This window comes from Caproiciproducens galactitolivorans (assembly GCF_026672255.1).
In the GTDB taxonomy this organism is placed as follows: Bacteria; Bacillota; Clostridia; order Oscillospirales; family Acutalibacteraceae; genus Caproiciproducens; species Caproiciproducens galactitolivorans_A.
In genome coordinates, this window is sequence record NZ_JAPOHA010000005.1 from 1 (window position 1) to 15472 (window position 15472).

16 protein-coding genes and 5 tRNA genes are annotated in these 15472 nt (G+C 54.0%); all 21 read left to right on the forward strand.

Annotation, left to right across the window (positions count from 1 at the left end; translation table 11 throughout):
* On the forward strand, positions 1-568 hold a 568-nt coding region (locus OUY18_RS05760; RefSeq protein ID WP_326492981.1), incomplete at its 5' end, for a transketolase family protein.
* Positions 569-679: 111 nt separating this feature from the next.
* Entirely contained in the window at positions 680-1444 is a 765-nt protein-coding gene (locus tag OUY18_RS05765; RefSeq protein ID WP_268057789.1) for a threonine/serine exporter family protein, read from the forward strand.
* A 3-nt stretch (positions 1445-1447) separates the two neighbouring features.
* Positions 1448-1888 (forward strand): threonine/serine exporter family protein, encoded by a 441-nt coding sequence (locus OUY18_RS05770; RefSeq protein ID WP_268057790.1) that lies wholly within the window; start codon positions 1448-1450, stop codon positions 1886-1888.
* A 191-nt stretch (positions 1889-2079) separates the two neighbouring features.
* The gene (gene ruvC, locus OUY18_RS05775; protein WP_268057791.1) at positions 2080-2595 is read left to right on the forward strand and encodes a crossover junction endodeoxyribonuclease RuvC; all 516 of its coding nucleotides are present in this window, start codon (positions 2080-2082) and stop codon (positions 2593-2595) included.
* A 40-nt stretch (positions 2596-2635) separates the two neighbouring features.
* Positions 2636-3238 (forward strand): Holliday junction branch migration protein RuvA, encoded by a 603-nt coding sequence (ruvA, locus tag OUY18_RS05780; protein WP_268057792.1) that lies wholly within the window; start codon positions 2636-2638, stop codon positions 3236-3238.
* Between the two features lie 91 nt (positions 3239-3329).
* Entirely contained in the window at positions 3330-4343 is a 1014-nt protein-coding gene (ruvB, locus tag OUY18_RS05785) for a Holliday junction branch migration DNA helicase RuvB (protein WP_268058007.1), read from the forward strand.
* A gap of 86 nt (positions 4344-4429) precedes the next feature.
* On the forward strand, positions 4430-5779 hold the full coding sequence (glmM, locus tag OUY18_RS05790; protein ID WP_268057793.1) for a phosphoglucosamine mutase: 1350 nt from the start codon (positions 4430-4432) through the stop codon (positions 5777-5779).
* A 33-nt stretch (positions 5780-5812) separates the two neighbouring features.
* Positions 5813-6676, forward strand: a complete 864-nt coding sequence (locus OUY18_RS05795) for a class I SAM-dependent methyltransferase (protein WP_268057795.1) — start codon at positions 5813-5815, stop codon at positions 6674-6676.
* Between the two features lie 22 nt (positions 6677-6698).
* Positions 6699-7574, forward strand: coding sequence for an energy-coupling factor transporter ATPase (locus OUY18_RS05800; protein ID WP_268057796.1), 876 nt, complete (start codon positions 6699-6701; stop codon positions 7572-7574).
* On the forward strand, positions 7561-8427 hold the full coding sequence (locus OUY18_RS05805; protein WP_268057797.1) for an energy-coupling factor transporter ATPase: 867 nt from the start codon (positions 7561-7563) through the stop codon (positions 8425-8427). Before OUY18_RS05800 ends, OUY18_RS05805 begins: the two co-directional genes overlap by 14 nt.
* The gene (locus OUY18_RS05810) at positions 8420-9235 is read left to right on the forward strand and encodes an energy-coupling factor transporter transmembrane component T family protein (protein ID WP_268057799.1); all 816 of its coding nucleotides are present in this window, start codon (positions 8420-8422) and stop codon (positions 9233-9235) included. The genes OUY18_RS05805 and OUY18_RS05810 overlap by 8 nt, the downstream gene beginning before the upstream one ends.
* Before the next feature lie 90 nt (positions 9236-9325).
* Positions 9326-10075 (forward strand): tRNA pseudouridine(38-40) synthase TruA, encoded by a 750-nt coding sequence (gene truA / locus OUY18_RS05815; RefSeq protein ID WP_268057800.1) that lies wholly within the window; start codon positions 9326-9328, stop codon positions 10073-10075.
* A gap of 2 nt (positions 10076-10077) precedes the next feature.
* Complete coding sequence (locus tag OUY18_RS05820) at positions 10078-11313, forward strand: DUF5711 family protein (protein WP_268057801.1); 1236 nt, start codon at positions 10078-10080, stop codon at positions 11311-11313.
* Between the two features lie 64 nt (positions 11314-11377).
* Entirely contained in the window at positions 11378-11896 is a 519-nt protein-coding gene (locus OUY18_RS05825) for a CvpA family protein (RefSeq protein ID WP_268057803.1), read from the forward strand.
* A gap of 16 nt (positions 11897-11912) precedes the next feature.
* Positions 11913-12521, forward strand: a complete 609-nt coding sequence (locus tag OUY18_RS05830; protein WP_268057805.1) for a CDP-alcohol phosphatidyltransferase family protein — start codon at positions 11913-11915, stop codon at positions 12519-12521.
* 47 nt (positions 12522-12568) lie between these two features.
* Positions 12569-14854: an ATP-dependent Clp protease ATP-binding subunit gene (locus OUY18_RS05835; RefSeq protein WP_268057807.1), complete on the forward strand. Its 2286-nt coding sequence runs from the start codon at positions 12569-12571 to the stop codon at positions 14852-14854.
* Between the two features lie 81 nt (positions 14855-14935).
* Positions 14936-15009: transfer RNA gene (locus OUY18_RS05840), tRNA-Gly, on the forward strand.
* Between the two features lie 7 nt (positions 15010-15016).
* Positions 15017-15093: transfer RNA gene (locus tag OUY18_RS05845), tRNA-Arg, on the forward strand.
* A 7-nt stretch (positions 15094-15100) separates the two neighbouring features.
* Positions 15101-15177 (forward strand) — tRNA-His (locus OUY18_RS05850).
* 46 nt (positions 15178-15223) lie between these two features.
* Positions 15224-15299: transfer RNA gene (locus OUY18_RS05855), tRNA-Gln, on the forward strand.
* A gap of 93 nt (positions 15300-15392) precedes the next feature.
* A tRNA-Lys gene (locus tag OUY18_RS05860) sits at positions 15393-15468 on the forward strand.
* Positions 15469-15472: the final 4 nt, after the last annotated feature.

Here is a 15472-nt window from a genome sequence, read left to right on the forward strand (position 1 = left end):
TATCGCCTTAATGCGCACGATTCCGGGCATGGTGGTTCTCAATCCATCCGACCACTACGAAATGAAAGCGGCCGTCAAAGCGGCCATCGAGCATCACGGCCCGGTTTACATCCGTCTGGGCCGGCTTGCGGTTGAAAGCTTCAACAACGCGGACGATTACAAATTCGAGCTCGGCAAAGGCATCACCCTGAAAGACGGCAAGGATATAACGATCATCGCAACCGGCCTGATGGTGTCCCGCGCGCTGGAAGCGGTAAAGACACTCGCCGAACAGGGCATCGACGCCCGGCTGATCAACATCCACACGATCAAGCCGATCGACCGCGAGATCATCGTGAAGGCGGCGCAGGAGACCGGAAAGATCATCACCGTGGAAGAGCACAACGTGATCGGCGGGCTGGGCGACGCGGTTTGCAGCGTGCTTTCCGAGGAATGCCCGACACCGGTGATGAAGATCGGCGTAAACGACGTATTCGGCCACTCCGGCCCGGCGCAGGACCTGCTGGACGAGTTCGGATTGAATGCGGAGCATATTGTGGAAACAGCAAAGAAAATCCTGAAAAAGTAAGCGTGAAAAGCAAGGGGGGCGACCGGAATTTCCGGCCGTCCCTCATATTGTTTACAATTTAAAAATATGATAGAATAAGGCAAAGTTCAGAAGGATAAAAGGGTGTTGCGAATGAATTACGACGAGCTGATTACGCTGGCTACCGACGTGGGCTGTTTGCTGCTTGCGAACGGAGCGGAAATCTATCGTGTGGAAGAGTCTATGCAGCGTATTTTTCGCGCCTATGGGGTCCATACCGGCGAGATTTTCGCCATTCCGACGTGTATTAATGTTACCATTGTTACACCGCAGGGAAAGCCGGTCACTCTGATCCGCCGGATTCCCGTGCGCGGCACCAACCTTGACCGTGTGGAACGGGGCAACGCCCTTTGCCGCCGCATTTGCAGTGAACGCCCCGATTTTAAGACGGTTCGCCGTGAAATAAGCATGATCGAACACCGCCCGGTTTTCGGATTGGGTTTTCAAATTGTGATGTTTGCGCTGGTCGCCTTTTTCTTTACGCTTTTTTTCGGCGGCGATTTTTCCGACGCGGTCTGCTCCATGTTTTGCGGCGCGGTCATCAAGATCGTCTGCCATTATATGAATAAATTCAATGCAAACCCGTTTTTTGTGAATATTGTCGCCAGCTTCGCGGCCGCCGCGATGGTTATGTGCGCGGCGCAGTTCGACATGGCGCTGAACATCGACAAGGTCATTATCGGCGCTTTGATGAACCTGGTTCCCGGTATCGCCATTACCAGCTTTATGCGCGACATTATCGCCGGAGACCTGATGGCGGGACTGATCCGCTTTACCGAAAGCATGCTGGTCGCCACGGCAATCGCCATTGGGGCGGGTATCGCGCTGACTTTGTCGCGCATGATATGGGGGGTGTAAGAAATGACGGACTTTACGCCCTGCATTTGGGCCTTTTTAGCCTGTATCCCTTTCGGCGCGGTGATGAACCTGCGGGGGAAAACCCTGCTTTTCGCGTCGCTCGGCGGCGGGATCGGCTGGTTCTTTTACCTTCTCTGCAATCCGCTTCATAATGATATTATGCAGTATTTTATCGCGATGATCGCCATATCCGTTTATTCGGAAATCATGGCAAGGCTGTTTAAAATGCCGGTAACCGGCTTTCTGCTCGCGGCCATGCTTCCGATGGTTCCCGGCGGCGGAATTTATTACACCATGGAGTACTGCGTAATCGGGAACAATCAAATGTTTATTGAAACGGGGCTTCATACGCTCGGCATTGCCGGAGCGCTCGCCATGGGCACGCTGCTCGTTTCGTCCCTCGTCCGGCTTTGGCATATCATTACGGAGGAAAAGAAAATATAAACCAAAAATTCCGTATTTCCATAATAAACTTTGACAATTCTACCGGTGTATACACAGGTGTAAAATGGAAGGCCGGTATTCCCTAATGCCAAGGGATGTGCTATAATAAAACGGATATTATGGAAGAATGCTGCGGGGCGCACAGAGCCTTGGCGGCGGAAAAAAGAACCGGACATAGGAGCGTTTTATAAATGGTCATACTCGGAATTGATCCCGGCTATGCGATTGTGGGCTACGGCGTCATCCGCGCGCAGCGCGGACGCTATCAGCCGCTGGAGCACGGCGCGGTTGTTACCAAAGCGGGCGAGGATTTTAACCGCCGGCTGGAGGTAATTTATGATTCGCTTACGAAGGTGATGGACCAGTGGAAGCCGGAAGCCGTGGCGATTGAAAAGCTGTATTTTCAAAACAATCAGAAGACGGCGATCGGGGTCGCCGAAGCAAGGGGCGTCATCCTTTTGGCGGCGCAGAAAGCCGGTATTGAAATTTTTGAATATACGCCGCTTCAGGTAAAAATGGCCGTTACCGGCTACGGGCAGGCCTTAAAGCCGCAGGTAATGGAAATGACGAGAAGGCTTCTGTGCCTGAAGGAAGTGCCGAAACCGGACGATACCGCGGACGCGCTCGCCATGGCGATTTGCCACGGGCAGGCCGCCGGTTCCGTTTTAAGGCGGAACCTTCTGAAACGTACGGACTGTTTTAAATAAGGAAAAACCGGCTGCCGCAGGCCGGATTACGGGTGAAAAGATGTTTTACAGTGTAAAAGGAATTTTAACGCACATGGAGCCCGGGTTTACCGTGGTAGAATGCGGCGGGGTCGGGTTTAAATGCCTGACGTCGCTCAGCACCCAGCGCGCGCTGCCCCCGATCGGGGAGCAGGTTCTGCTGTATACGCATTTGAATGTGCGCGAGGATGCGCTGGATTTGTTCGGCTTCGCCACCACGGGGGAGCTCAACTGCTTTAAAATGCTTACGGGGGTCAGCGGCGTGGGGCCGAAGGTCGGTTTGGCGATTCTCTCCGAGCTTGCTCCGGAGCAGGTCGCCGCGGCCGTGGCCACCGGGGACAGCAAGGTGCTTACCCGCGCGAGCGGCGTGGGGCCGAAACTGGCGCAGCGCATTGCCCTTGAGCTGAAAGACAAAGTGAAGGGCTTGCAGGCGGGTACTTCCGATTTTGCGCCTGCCGGGGTTGTTTCGGCCGCGGCAAACGCGGGCGCGGCCGTGAACGCGCTGACGGTGCTCGGCTATTCGCCGACGGATGCCGCCGCGGTGGTCGGAAGCTTTGATTCCGCCCTGCCCGTGGAGGAACTGATTCGCCTGTCGCTGAAAGCGATGGGCAGCGGAATGAAATAAATGATCAAAGAGGGAATTCCCTTTTTAAAGGAGGGAGAACCGGAAATTGAATTACGAAGAAAATACGAATGATTATGACTTTGAAAACCGGATGGTTGCGCCGGAGTACGTTCCCGAGGACGCCGAGGTTGAAAACCCGCTGCGCCCGAAGGTGCTTTCGGAATATATCGGACAGCAAAAGGTAAAGGAAAACCTTTCCATCTTTATTGAAGCGGCGAAGCAGCGGAAGGAATCGCTCGACCATGTGCTGCTCTACGGCCCGCCGGGGCTTGGAAAAACCACCCTTGCGGGGATTATTGCGAACGAACTGAATGTAAACCTTCGCATTACGTCCGGCCCGGCGATTGAAAAGCCGGGGGATCTGGCCGCATTGTTAACGAACCTGAATCCGGGCGACGTTCTGTTCATCGACGAAGTACACCGCCTGTCGCGGAGCGTGGAGGAAATTCTTTACCCCGCGATGGAGGACTATGCATTGGACATCATAACCGGTAAGGGGCAGATGGCGGCTTCCTATCATCTGCCGCTTCCGAAATTTACGCTGGTCGGCGCGACCACCCGCGCCGGGCAGCTTTCCGCGCCTCTGCGCGACCGTTTCGGCGTCGTGCTCCGGCTGGAGATGTATTCCCCGCAGGAGCTGGCGCAGATTGTTACCCGAAGCGCGAAAATCCTGGATATCCCCATTGAAGCGGACGGCGCGCTGGAAATTGCCTCGCGGTCGCGCGGCACGCCGCGTATTGCCAACCGGCTGTTAAAGCGGGTGCGCGATTTTGCGCAGATTATCAGCAGCGGCGTCATTACCTATCAGTCCGCAAAGGTCGGGCTGGACCGGCTGGAAATCGATGAAATCGGTCTGGACGCGAACGACCGGCGCATGCTGAACGCGCTGATCAAGTTTTACAACGGCGGTCCGGTGGGGCTGGAAACCCTTGCGGCCGCCATCGGCGAAGAAGCCGTTACCCTCGAAGATATTTACGAGCCTTATCTGATGCAGATCGGATTTTTAAACCGGACCCCGCGCGGGCGCTGCGCAACGCATGCGGCGTATCTGCATTTGGGATTGACCCCGCCTTCCGCCGAGGAAGGCCAGCAGAGGCTGTTTTGATTCATAGGCAATCCTGTTTCCGGCGGCAGAAGAAAAGCTGTCGCTTTCAAAATTTATATTAATAACAAATGGGAGTTGTTCATATTATGGGAAGACTTTTTGGTACAGACGGCGTAAGAGGAATTGCAAACAGCGAGCTTACCTGTGAGCTGGCGATGAATATCGGCCGCGCAGCCGCAATGGTGCTCACCGACAACAACCGCCGCCACCCGAAAATCCTGATCGGAAAGGACACGCGCCTTTCATCCGATATGCTGGAAAGCGCCCTCACGGCGGGGCTTTGCTCCGTCGGCGCGAACGTTGTGCAGCTCGGCGTTGTTCCGACCCCGGCGGTCGCTTATCTGGTCGGCAAATACAAGGCCGACGCGGGCGTAATGCTGACCGCCAGCCATAATCCCTGTGAATTCAACGGTATTAAAATTTTCAGCGGCGACGGCTACAAACTGCCGGACGCGCTGGAGGAGCAGATTGAGGCGATCGTGCTCGATCATGCGCAGAAACCGGCCTCCCCGGTGGGCGGCGATATCGGCAGCGTATCGGCGGCGGAGAATACGGTGCGCGATTATGTCGATCATATTAAGAGTACCGTTCCCTTTGCGCTGGACGGAATGAAAATCGGCATCGACTGTGCGAACGGTTCCGCAAGCCGCACGGCGGAAAAGCTGTTCACCGAGCTGGGCGCGGAGTGCCATATGCTGGCGAACAGGCCGAACGGCGTGAACGTCAACGATAACTGCGGCTCCACCCATATCGAAAGCCTGATGTGCTTTGTAAAGGAAAATCATCTGGACGCGGGCGTTGCGTTCGACGGCGACGCCGACCGCTGCCTTGCGGTTGATGAAAAAGGCCAGCTGGTGGACGGCGATTACCTGATGGCGATCTGCGCTGCCGACCTGAAGAGCCGCGGCAAGCTGAATAAAAACACCGCGGTCGGTACGATCATGACCAATATGGGCTTTAACCGCTTCTGCGAGGACAACGGCCTGAAATTTGCCGCCACAAAGGTCGGCGACCGTTACGTGCTGGAGGAAATGCTCCTCGAGGGCTACAATTTCGGTGGCGAGCAGAGCGGGCATATCATCTTCCTTGACTTTGCAACCACGGGCGACGGCGAACTGACCGCCGCGCAGCTTTTAAGCATCGTACACCGCAGAGGGGCGCAGCTTTCGAGCCTTGCCACCCTGATGACGCGTTATCCGCAGATTATGGTCAACGTCGATATCAGCGCGGAAGGAAAGCTGCGCTTCTACACGGACGACAAAGTAAAAGCATCCATTGAACAGGCAAAGCAGAAGCTGGGCGAAAACGGCCGCGTCGTCGTCCGTCCTTCCGGCACGGAGCCGCTGCTCCGCGTTATGATCGAGGGCGAGGACCCGGATTATATCAGCGCGCTGGCGAATTCCGTAGCCGACGTGATTCGCGAAAGACTGGCGTAAACGGGCGGAATCATAAGAAAAGTAGGTATCAAATTGAGAACTGCAAACTGGAAGGATTATGAACTGATCGATACTTCTGAGGGGGAAAGGCTGGAACGGTGGGGCAATGTCGTCCTCATCCGGCCCGACCCGCAGATTATCTGGAATACGCCGAAGGACGATCCGCTTTGGCGCGGGGCAAACGCCCGGTACAACCGTTCGTCCACCGGCGGCGGAAGCTGGCAGGAAATGAAAAAAGTTCCGCCGATGTGGAAAATCGGGTACGGCGAACTGACGTTTCAGCTCAAGACCATGGGATTTAAGCATACGGGCATCTTCCCGGAGCAGGCCGTGAACTGGGATTTTGCAATGGATAAAATACGCGGCGCCAACTGGCCGGTGAAGGTGCTGAACCTGTTCGGCTACACCGGCGCGGCAACCCTTGCCTGTTTAAAGGCGGGTGCCGAGGTCTGCCACGTGGACGCGTCCAAGGGGATGGTTGCCTGGGCGAAAGAGAACGCCGCCGCATCCGGCCTTTCCGACCGCCCCGTGCGCTGGCTGGTGGACGACTGCGTAAAATTTGTGCAGAGGGAGCAGCGGCGGGGAAATACGTACGACGGAATTATCATGGATCCGCCCTCCTACGGGCGCGGCCCGAACGGCGAGGTGTGGAAGCTGGAGGAACAGCTTTATCCGCTGGTCGACCTGTGCGTTCCGATCCTTTCCGAAAATCCGCTGTTCTTTCTTTTAAATTCCTATACGACGGGCCTGTCCCCGGCGGTTATGGAATACCTTCTGGGCGTGCTGATTCAGAAAAAGTTCGGAGGCCGGATTTCGTCGGATGAAATCGGGCTGCCGGTTACCCGGAGCGGGCTGGTGCTTCCCTGCGGAAGCACCGCGATCTGGGAGAGCCGATAAACAGGAACAGGTAGGATTTGAAATGGATTATATCAATGCGGACAATGTCAGTTTCAGCTATGACGAACCGGAAGCCGCCGAGCGCCATGAGGTGCTCCGCGGCGTTTCACTTGGAATCCGGAAGGGCGAATTTGTGGCGCTTCTGGGGCATAACGGTTCGGGAAAATCCACAATCGCGAAAACCTTCAACGCCATGCTGCTGCCGAGCGGCGGCAAGGTATATGTTGATAAAATGGATACACAGGACGAAAGCGTGCTTTACGAAATCCGCCGCCGCGTCGGCCTGGTGCTGCAAAATCCGGACAACCAGCTCGTTGCGAGCGTGGTGGAGGAGGACGTGGCGTTCGGCCCCGAAAATCTGGGTGTTCCTCCGGCGGAAATCCGCCAAAGGGTGGACGACGCCCTGAAAGCGGTGGAAATGTACGATTACCGTCTGAACGCGCCGTACAAGCTCTCCGGCGGGCAAAAGCAGCGCATTGCCATCGCGGGCATCATCGCCATGCAGCCGGACTGCATCGTGCTGGACGAGCCGACCGCTATGCTGGACCCGCGCGGGCGCACGGAAGTCTTGGACACGATTCATAAACTGAACAGGGAAAAGGGCATTACGATTGTCCTGATTACGCATTATATGGACGAGGCCGTGCAGGCCGACCGGGTAATCGTAATGGACAGCGGCCGCATTCTTACCGAAGGGACCCCAAAAGAGGTATTTTCGCAGGTGGAGCTGCTCAAAAAGCATCAGTTGGATGTACCGCAGGCTACGGAGCTGGTTTACCGTTTAAAAGCGAGCGGATTTGATTTGCCGGGCTGCGCGCTGACGATTGAAGACTGTGTCGCGGCGCTGGAACCCCTTTTAAAGAAAGCTGCATTAGGAGAAGCGTATGCCGATCATTGAAACAAAAGATTTAACCTATACCTACGGAGAAGGAACCCCGTTCCAGAAGACCGCGGTTGAAAACGTAAATATTGCAATCGAACAGGGCGAATTTATCGGCGTGATCGGGCATACCGGTTCGGGAAAATCCACGTTCATTCAGCAGTTGAACGGCCTTCTGCGCCCGACGGGCGGCACGGTGCTCCTGAACGGCAAAGACATCTGGGCGGAGCCGAAGAAAATCCGCGACGTGCGTTTTCAGGTGGGGATGGTGTTCCAGTATCCGGAGCATCAGCTTTTTGAGGAAACCGTGTTAAAGGATATCTCGTTCGGCCCGGGCAACATGGGGCTTGGTAAGGACGAAATCTTAAAGCGGACGCATGCGGCGGCTGACTTTGTAGGGCTGAAAGAGGAACTGCTTGAAAAAAGCCCGTTTGAGCTTTCGGGCGGCGAAAAACGCCGTGTTGCAATTGCTGGTGTAATCGCAATGGACCCGGACGTTCTGATTCTGGACGAGCCTACGGCAGGGCTCGACCCGCGCGGCCGCGACGTGCTGTTAAGCCAGATCGTCAGCTACCACGAAACGCGGCACAATACGATTTTGCTGGTGTCCCACAGCATGGAGGATATCGCCCGTACGGCGAACCGTGTGCTGGTGATGAATTCCGGCCATGCGGTGATGTTCGATAAAACCGAAAACGTGTTTGCACACGATCAGGAACTGGAAAAAATGGGCCTCCGCGTGCCGCAGATCACAAAAATCATGGCGGTGCTGAAAGCGAAGGGCTATCCGGTGGAAACCGTCCTGACGGTGGAACAGGCCTTAAAGCAGCTGATACCGCTTTTGGAAAAGGGGGGCCGGAAACATGATTAGGGATATTACGCTCGGTCAGTATATTCCGGGAAAATCCTTTATTCACCGCCTTGATCCGCGTGTGAAAATCATTCTTACCTTTGTTTATATTGTATTTATCTTTGTTGCTTCCAATTTTGAGGGACTGCTGACCATGTCGGCGCTGATTTTCGGTATCCTGCTGCTGTCCGGCGTACCCCTCAAGCAGTATTTTAAAAGCCTGAAAGCGATTTTATTTGTCGTTCTCTTTACTTCCATCCTGAACCTGTTTTACGGGGGAGGAAACGTGCTGTGGAGCTGGGGTTCTATCCAGATTACCACGGGCGGCGTGGCCAACGCGATCTTTATTACCATCCGCATCATCAGCCTGATTCTTTTCAGCTCCGTTCTGACGTTTACCACATCCCCGACGGAACTGACCGACGCGCTGGAGCGGATTATGAAGCCGCTGAAGCTGCTGCACGTCAAGGTGCATGAAATCGCCATGATGATGACGATTGCGCTTCGCTTTGTGCCCACCCTTCTGGAAGAAACCGATAAAATCATGAGCGCGCAGAAGGCGAGGGGCGCCGACCTGGAAAGCGGCGGGCTCATGCAGCGTATCCGGGCGCTCATTCCGATTTTGATTCCGCTTTTCGTTTCGTCGTTCCGGCGCGCCTACGACCTTGCAATGGCAATGGAATGCCGGTGCTACCACGGCGGCGAGGGCCGAACCAAAATGAAAGTGCTGCATGCGACTTCGCTGGACGCGGTGGCGGTTGCTTTTTCTCTGGTTGTTTGTATCGCCGTTGTCTTATGCGGCGTGTATTTTCCGGCGGTTATGCATTAATTCACGATTTATTTAAGATGCGTTCAAATACTGGAACAGTTTTTCAGTTAGAATTGCGTTTTGGGTAAGGTCTGAGAGAGGAGCGGTACTATGCGGAACCTTATGCTGACCATTTGTTACGACGGCACGGGCTATCATGGCTGGCAGATTCAGCAGAACGCCGTTTCCGTACAGCAGGTTTTTCAGGAGGCGCTGGTTCGGGTGCTCCATGAAAAGCCGGATATCAAGGGCTGCAGCCGTACCGATTCGTTTGTACACGCGCGGGAATACTGCATCAGCCTGAAAACGGAGCATACCATTCCCTGCGCGCGTCTTTTGGGGGCGCTGAACCATTTTCTTCCAGAAGATATCGCGGTACTGTACTGCCGGGAGGTTTCTCCCGAATTTCACGCGCGCTATTCGTGTACCGGGAAGGAATATGTTTATCAAATTTGGAATAATCCCGTGCGAAACCCTTTTCTCAATCACCGCGCGCTGCATTACTGGTATGCGCTTGATCTGGACAAGCTGAACGAAGCCGCCGCCTGCTATTTGGGGGCGCACGATTTCAGCTCGTTCTGCACGCTGGACGCGCGGGAACGCGGGAATATGGTGCGAACGGTTACGAAAGCGGAGTGCGGGCGGGAAGGCGATCTTGTCACCTTTACGGTTGCCGCCGACGGTTTTCTCTATAATATGGTGCGCATTATGGTGGGAACGCTTCTGCGTGTGGCGCAGGGGAAGCTTCAGCCCCGGGACATTCCCGGGATTATCGAAGCCAAAGACCGCAAAGCCGCCGGGCCGACCGCGCCGCCCTGCGGCCTGTATCTGAATCATGTTTACTACAAGGATGTGAAGTGAGTATGGGCGACACAGGGCAGCGCTTCGACACGGTGGAAATCGATACCGCCAAACACCATCCGGAGGGAAAACGCAGAAGGGACCGGCGCAGCCGCCGTGAACCCCGTATCCCGCGCTGGGTTTATAAAATCATCGTCATCTTAATCCTTTGCGTGGTTTCCATGCTCGTCTGGTTTAACCGGAGCAATCTTACCCCCGACAATGTGGTGGACTGGGTGCACGACAGCGTGGTCGGGATGGGCATCGGGGACGGCTTCCCGTCAAAAATCGTGGGAAACGCCGTTGCCGTTGGGAATTTTAAATCCGTAAATAAAGAAATCTATGTCGCCAGCGATACCGCGCTGACCGTGCTGAACTCCACGGCAAAGGTGGCCAGCAGCCGCCAGCACAGCTATCCCCAGCCCGTAATGAAGGTGAACGGAAACCGCACGCTGATTTACAACCTCGGCGGAAAAGGCTATCAGATCGAAAGCCAGAGCGGTACGCTGGTAAAAACCGCGGTCCAGCAGAATATTCTGGCGGGGGCACTCGCGGGAAACGGGCGTTATGCGCTGATTACGGAAGCGGACGGATACCTTGGCTGCATGACGGCTTACGATTCCAACAATAAAGCGGTGTTCCGCTATTGGTTTTCCGATTATTACCCGACCGCCGTGGCGCTGAACCGGGACGGGACGAGGGCCGCGGTGGCGGCCGTCACCGCCAAAGACGGAGGCATGAGCTCCGCGGTATACCTTTTTGACCTGGGCGAGAATAAAACAGTTTCGCCCGCTGCCGTGTATTCCGAAAATATGATGCTGGATATTTCCTGGAGCGATAAAGACACGGTTTCCGCCGTCGGCGACCGGTTGACTTCGGTCATCAACGCCGGAAGCCGCACAAAATCGGATTATGATTATCAAGGCATGCAGTTAAAAGCATATTGTATGGATAACGGCAGAACGGCGCTGGGCCTTTCCGCTTTCGGAAGCGCCCAAAGCGGCAGGCTCGTCGTACTGAACGCTTCCGGCGGTGTAACGGCGAATACCACCATCGCGCAGGACCCGGTGTCGGTGTCCCTTTACGGCGACGCGGCGGCGGTTCTTTCCCAGGGGAAGGTTCTGTTTTACTCCGCCGCAACGGGCAGTCCGGCCGGAAGCTGTTCCGCCGGAAGCGACGCAAGGGCGATTGCCCTGCGCGACGAAACCTCGGTTTATATTCTCGGCGTGTCCGAGATCCGCTACGCCGATGGGAAATGAGTCCTTGTGCTTGATTCTGATTTGTGCTATATTAATTTGAAACAATGCAATTTTGGAGGAATCTATGGGCGTTGTACTGGATCTTTTGTTTTGCATGATTGCCCTTTGCTTTGTTGTGTCGGGTTTTAAAAGAGGACTGGTGCGCTCTCTTGCAGAGCTGATCGGCTACTTTTTTGCTATTGCTGCTTCTTTTGCGCTGTCGGATTATCTTACGGCGGCAGTCTGCGGTTATTTAAACAAACGGCAGGCTGTAACCCCGCTTGACCGTACGTTTCTCAAAGTTATATCCATACTTGTAATTTTTATTGTTCTTCAGATTCTGGTCCAAATGGCTGCCCGCGCGCTCGACGCCGTATGCAGACTTCCGGGGCTTCACGCGATCAATTCCCTGCTCGGCGGTGTTCTGGGCCTTCTCAAGGGAATACTGGTTGTGCTGGTGCTTTGCGTGCTGCTGCGCTTCGCGCTTCCGTATCTTTCGTCGAAATTCCCGCAGATAAAAGAAGGGGAAATCAGGCAGTCCAGAATTTACAAGTATGCAGAGACGATCAATCCGGTATATTTGCTGTATCAGGCGGAAATTTAGAATGAGGTTAACGTGAATGAAAAACAGGAATAAGAATATTAATATACCAAACGGACTGTCAATTCTGCGCATTCTGCTCATCATTCCCTTTGTCTACTATTTTATGCGCAACGAGCTAGTACCGGCGGGGATTGTTTTGATCTTATCCGGCCTTTCGGATATGCTCGACGGTATGATTGCGCGCAAATTCAACCAGTTCACGGAGCTGGGGCAGATGCTGGACCCGCTTTCCGATAAGCTGACGCAGGGAGCGGTCGCGGTTTGCCTGGCGATTGAACAGCCGGTTCTTATTCCCTTATTGGGCATATTTGTATTAAAAGAGGTTTTAATGGTGGTTGCCGCCTGCCTTCTGATTAAGAAGAAAAAGAGGCCGACCGGGTCCAGATGGTACGGCAAGGTGGCAACGGTTTTATTTTATATCTCCTTTGCCGTTATTGTCGCTATGAAGATTTGGAACATGGAAAATCTTACGGTGACAATCGTCCTGCTTTCCATTACAGCCGCGTTTATGATTTACGCGTTTATCCAGTACTTTAAAATTTACCTGTCGATTCTTCATTCCGACGATCCGAAAGACGCGATTGATTTCAACGAAGTAATGGATAAAAAAGCATTCCGCAAATAAACTGATGATCGATATATTTATTGAAAGAGAAGAAGTGAGTTATTCCTATGATGTGTTCGAGATGCCACAAAAGACCGGCGGTCGTTTTTATATCGCCGACGGTAAACTCTAAGGAAAGCCAGGGGCTTTGCCTTGTATGCGCCAAGGAACTTGGCATTAAACCCGTGAATGACCTGATGGAGAAAATGGGGATTACCGAGGAACAGATGGAGGCGATGGAGTCGGAACTGAACGAACTGATGGCTGCGAATCCGGACGATGAAGAGGATGAGAGCGGAAGCGACGGATTTATCCCGGGAGGAGCCGCGACTTTTCCGTTCCTGCAGAATATATTCTCCACAAGCGGAAATACTCCGGAAAAAGTTCAGGAAAATGATACGGCTAAAAAAGAAAAGAAGGAAAAACGGAAAACAAAGCGCAAACACCTCACCGCTTACTGTACGAATCTGACCGCGAAAGCGCAGGCCGGAGAAATTGACAACATCATCGGGCGTGAAAAAGAAATTTCCCGCGTGATTCAGATTTTAAGCCGCCGCACAAAGAACAACCCCTGCCTGATCGGCGAACCGGGCGTCGGCAAAACCGCCGTGGCGGAAGGCCTTGCCCTTCGCATCGCAAAGGGGACGGTTCCCGCGCGGCTGATGAAAAAGGAAATCCATCTGCTCGACCTGACCGCCCTTGTGGCCGGAACCCAGTTCCGCGGCCAGTTTGAGAGCCGGATTAAAGGGCTTGTCGACGAGGTGAAGGCCGAGGGAAATATCATACTGTTTATCGACGAAGTGCATAATCTCGTCGGCACAGGCGACGCGGAAGGCTCCATGAACGCCGCCAATATACTGAAACCCGCGCTTTCAAGGGGCGAAATTCAGGTAATCGGTGCGACTACCTTTGTGGAATACCGCAAGTACATTGAAAAGGACGCTGCTCTGGAACGGCGTTTCCAGCCGGTTACCATCGCCGAACCGTCCATTGAAGAAACGATTGCCGTGCTGATGGGTGTGAAATCCTATTACGAAGCGTACCACCGCGTGCGCGTTCCCGAACAGATCGCCCGCAAGGCCGCCGTGCTTTCGGAGCGCTATATCAACGACCGTTTCCTCCCCGACAAGGCCATCGACCTTCTCGACGAATCCTGCGCCTGCGCCGCCCTGCGCAATATCCCGATGGCGGATTACGACGCGGCGAATTTTGAACTGGAAAAGCTGAAGGAAGAGGAAGAAGAACTGACAGCGGACGACGTGCAGCCGGATTATGAGAAGCTGGCCGTTATCCGCACGGATATCTCCCGCCTTGAAGAAAAAACGAGGGAGCTGGCCCCCAAGGCGCTCGGCGCGGAGGTGGAGGAAAAGGATATCGCCCGGGTCATCGAGCTTTGGACGGGTATCCCCGCCAGCAAAATACAGGAAAATGAACTGAAAAAACTTTCCGATCTTGAAGAAACCCTGAATTCCAAGGTAATCGGTCAGCAGGAGGCCGTTAAGGCTGTCTCCGCGGCGATCCGCCGCAGCAGGGTACAGATCAGCCCCCGCCGCAGACCGGCTTCTTTTATCTTTGTAGGCCCCACAGGCGTTGGAAAGACCGAACTGGTAAAAGTACTCTCGAAGGAACTTTTCGACACCCCAGAGACGCTTATACGGCTTGATATGTCCGAGTTTATGGAAAAGCATTCGGTTTCCCGCATTATCGGTTCCCCTCCGGGATACGTCGGTTACGACGAGGCGGGGCAGGTAACCGAGAAGGTGCGCAGGCGCCCGTATTCCGTACTGCTTTTTGATGAAATCGAGAAAGCGCATCCCGATGTAATGAACATCTTATTGCAGATACTGGATGAAGGCCATATTACCGACGCGCACGGCCGTTCCGTAAACTTTGAAAATACCGTCATCGTCATGACTTCCAACGCGGGCAGCGAGAAAAAGGAGGGGACGCTCGGGTTTGCCAAGAACGAATCCGATGTTACCCGTGAAAAGGCAATGAAAGCCCTGTCGGACTTCCTGCGTCCCGAATTTCTGAGCCGTGTAGATGAAATCATCGTGTTCCGCGCGCTCAGTGTAGATGATTTTGAGAAGATTTCTCACCTGATGCTCAACGAGTATGTGGATTCCCTCAAAGAGCGCAGCATCCGCTTGGTTTATGACGACAAGGCGACCCGTTGGCTGGCGGAGCATGCATTCGGCAAAAAGAGCGGCGCCAGAGACCTTCGCAATTTGATCCGCCGCGAGGTGGAGGACCGGATTGCATCCCTTATTGTTGAGAATTACGGCGAAACGATTACCGGTATTTCGGTTACTGCGGATGAGAAAGACGGAATCCGCCTGGATGTTTTAAAATAATTAGAAAATAATACAGTAAAATCGAAATCCATATTGACATTTGCCACTGGACTATGCTACAATAATAGCCGTCGCTAAAATGCGAGTGTAGTTCAGTGGTAGAACTCCAGCCTTCCAAGCTGGTCGTGTGGGTTCGATTCCCATCACTCGCTCCATGGTTATGCGCCAATAGCTCAGCTGGATAGAGCAACTGCCTTCTAAGCAGTAGGTCAGGGGTTCGAGTCCCTTTTGGCGCGCCATATGATGGTGGATGTAGCTTAGCTGGTTAAAGCGCCAGTTTGTGGCACTGGAGACCGTGGGTTCGAATCCCATCTTCCACCCCATTAAAAAAATTAGGCGCGGACAAGCTGAGTGCTCCGCGCTTTATATTGGGCTGTAGCCAAGGGGTAAGGCAACGGACTTTGACTCCGTCATTCCGTAGGTTCAAATCCTGCCAGCCCAGCCAAAACGCGCCTGTCTGCGGGCTTTGTACGCGGGCAGGCAAATTAATAGTTGACATCAGTGTCGAAAACTGATATAATATATAAGTTACATTTATGAATCATTAGCTCAGTCGGTAGAGCACTTGACTTTTAATCAAGGTGTCCGGGGTTCGAATCCCCGATGGTTCACCAAAAC

What these genes read in the sequence shown, in the direction of transcription:
- ruvB (WP_268058007.1), top strand. Translation starts at nt 3,330, where the DNA reads ATGGTTGCGCCGGAGTACGTTCCCGAGGACGCCGAGGTTGAAAACCCG.
- OUY18_RS05830 (WP_268057805.1), top strand. Translation starts at nt 11,913, where the DNA reads ATGAAAAACAGGAATAAGAATATTAATATACCAAACGGACTGTCAATT.
- ruvA (WP_268057792.1), top strand. Translation starts at nt 2,636, where the DNA reads ATGTTTTACAGTGTAAAAGGAATTTTAACGCACATGGAGCCCGGGTTT.
- ruvC (WP_268057791.1), top strand. Translation starts at nt 2,080, where the DNA reads ATGGTCATACTCGGAATTGATCCCGGCTATGCGATTGTGGGCTACGGC.
- OUY18_RS05810 (WP_268057799.1), top strand. Translation starts at nt 8,420, where the DNA reads ATGATTAGGGATATTACGCTCGGTCAGTATATTCCGGGAAAATCCTTT.
- OUY18_RS05765 (WP_268057789.1), top strand. Translation starts at nt 680, where the DNA reads ATGAATTACGACGAGCTGATTACGCTGGCTACCGACGTGGGCTGTTTG.
- OUY18_RS05800 (WP_268057796.1), top strand. Translation starts at nt 6,699, where the DNA reads ATGGATTATATCAATGCGGACAATGTCAGTTTCAGCTATGACGAACCG.
- glmM (WP_268057793.1), top strand. Translation starts at nt 4,430, where the DNA reads ATGGGAAGACTTTTTGGTACAGACGGCGTAAGAGGAATTGCAAACAGC.
- OUY18_RS05820 (WP_268057801.1), top strand. Translation starts at nt 10,078, where the DNA reads ATGGGCGACACAGGGCAGCGCTTCGACACGGTGGAAATCGATACCGCC.
- OUY18_RS05805 (WP_268057797.1), top strand. Translation starts at nt 7,561, where the DNA reads ATGCCGATCATTGAAACAAAAGATTTAACCTATACCTACGGAGAAGGA.
- OUY18_RS05835 (WP_268057807.1), top strand. Translation starts at nt 12,569, where the DNA reads ATGATGTGTTCGAGATGCCACAAAAGACCGGCGGTCGTTTTTATATCG.
- truA (WP_268057800.1), top strand. Translation starts at nt 9,326, where the DNA reads ATGCGGAACCTTATGCTGACCATTTGTTACGACGGCACGGGCTATCAT.
- OUY18_RS05825 (WP_268057803.1), top strand. Translation starts at nt 11,378, where the DNA reads ATGGGCGTTGTACTGGATCTTTTGTTTTGCATGATTGCCCTTTGCTTT.
- OUY18_RS05770 (WP_268057790.1), top strand. Translation starts at nt 1,448, where the DNA reads ATGACGGACTTTACGCCCTGCATTTGGGCCTTTTTAGCCTGTATCCCT.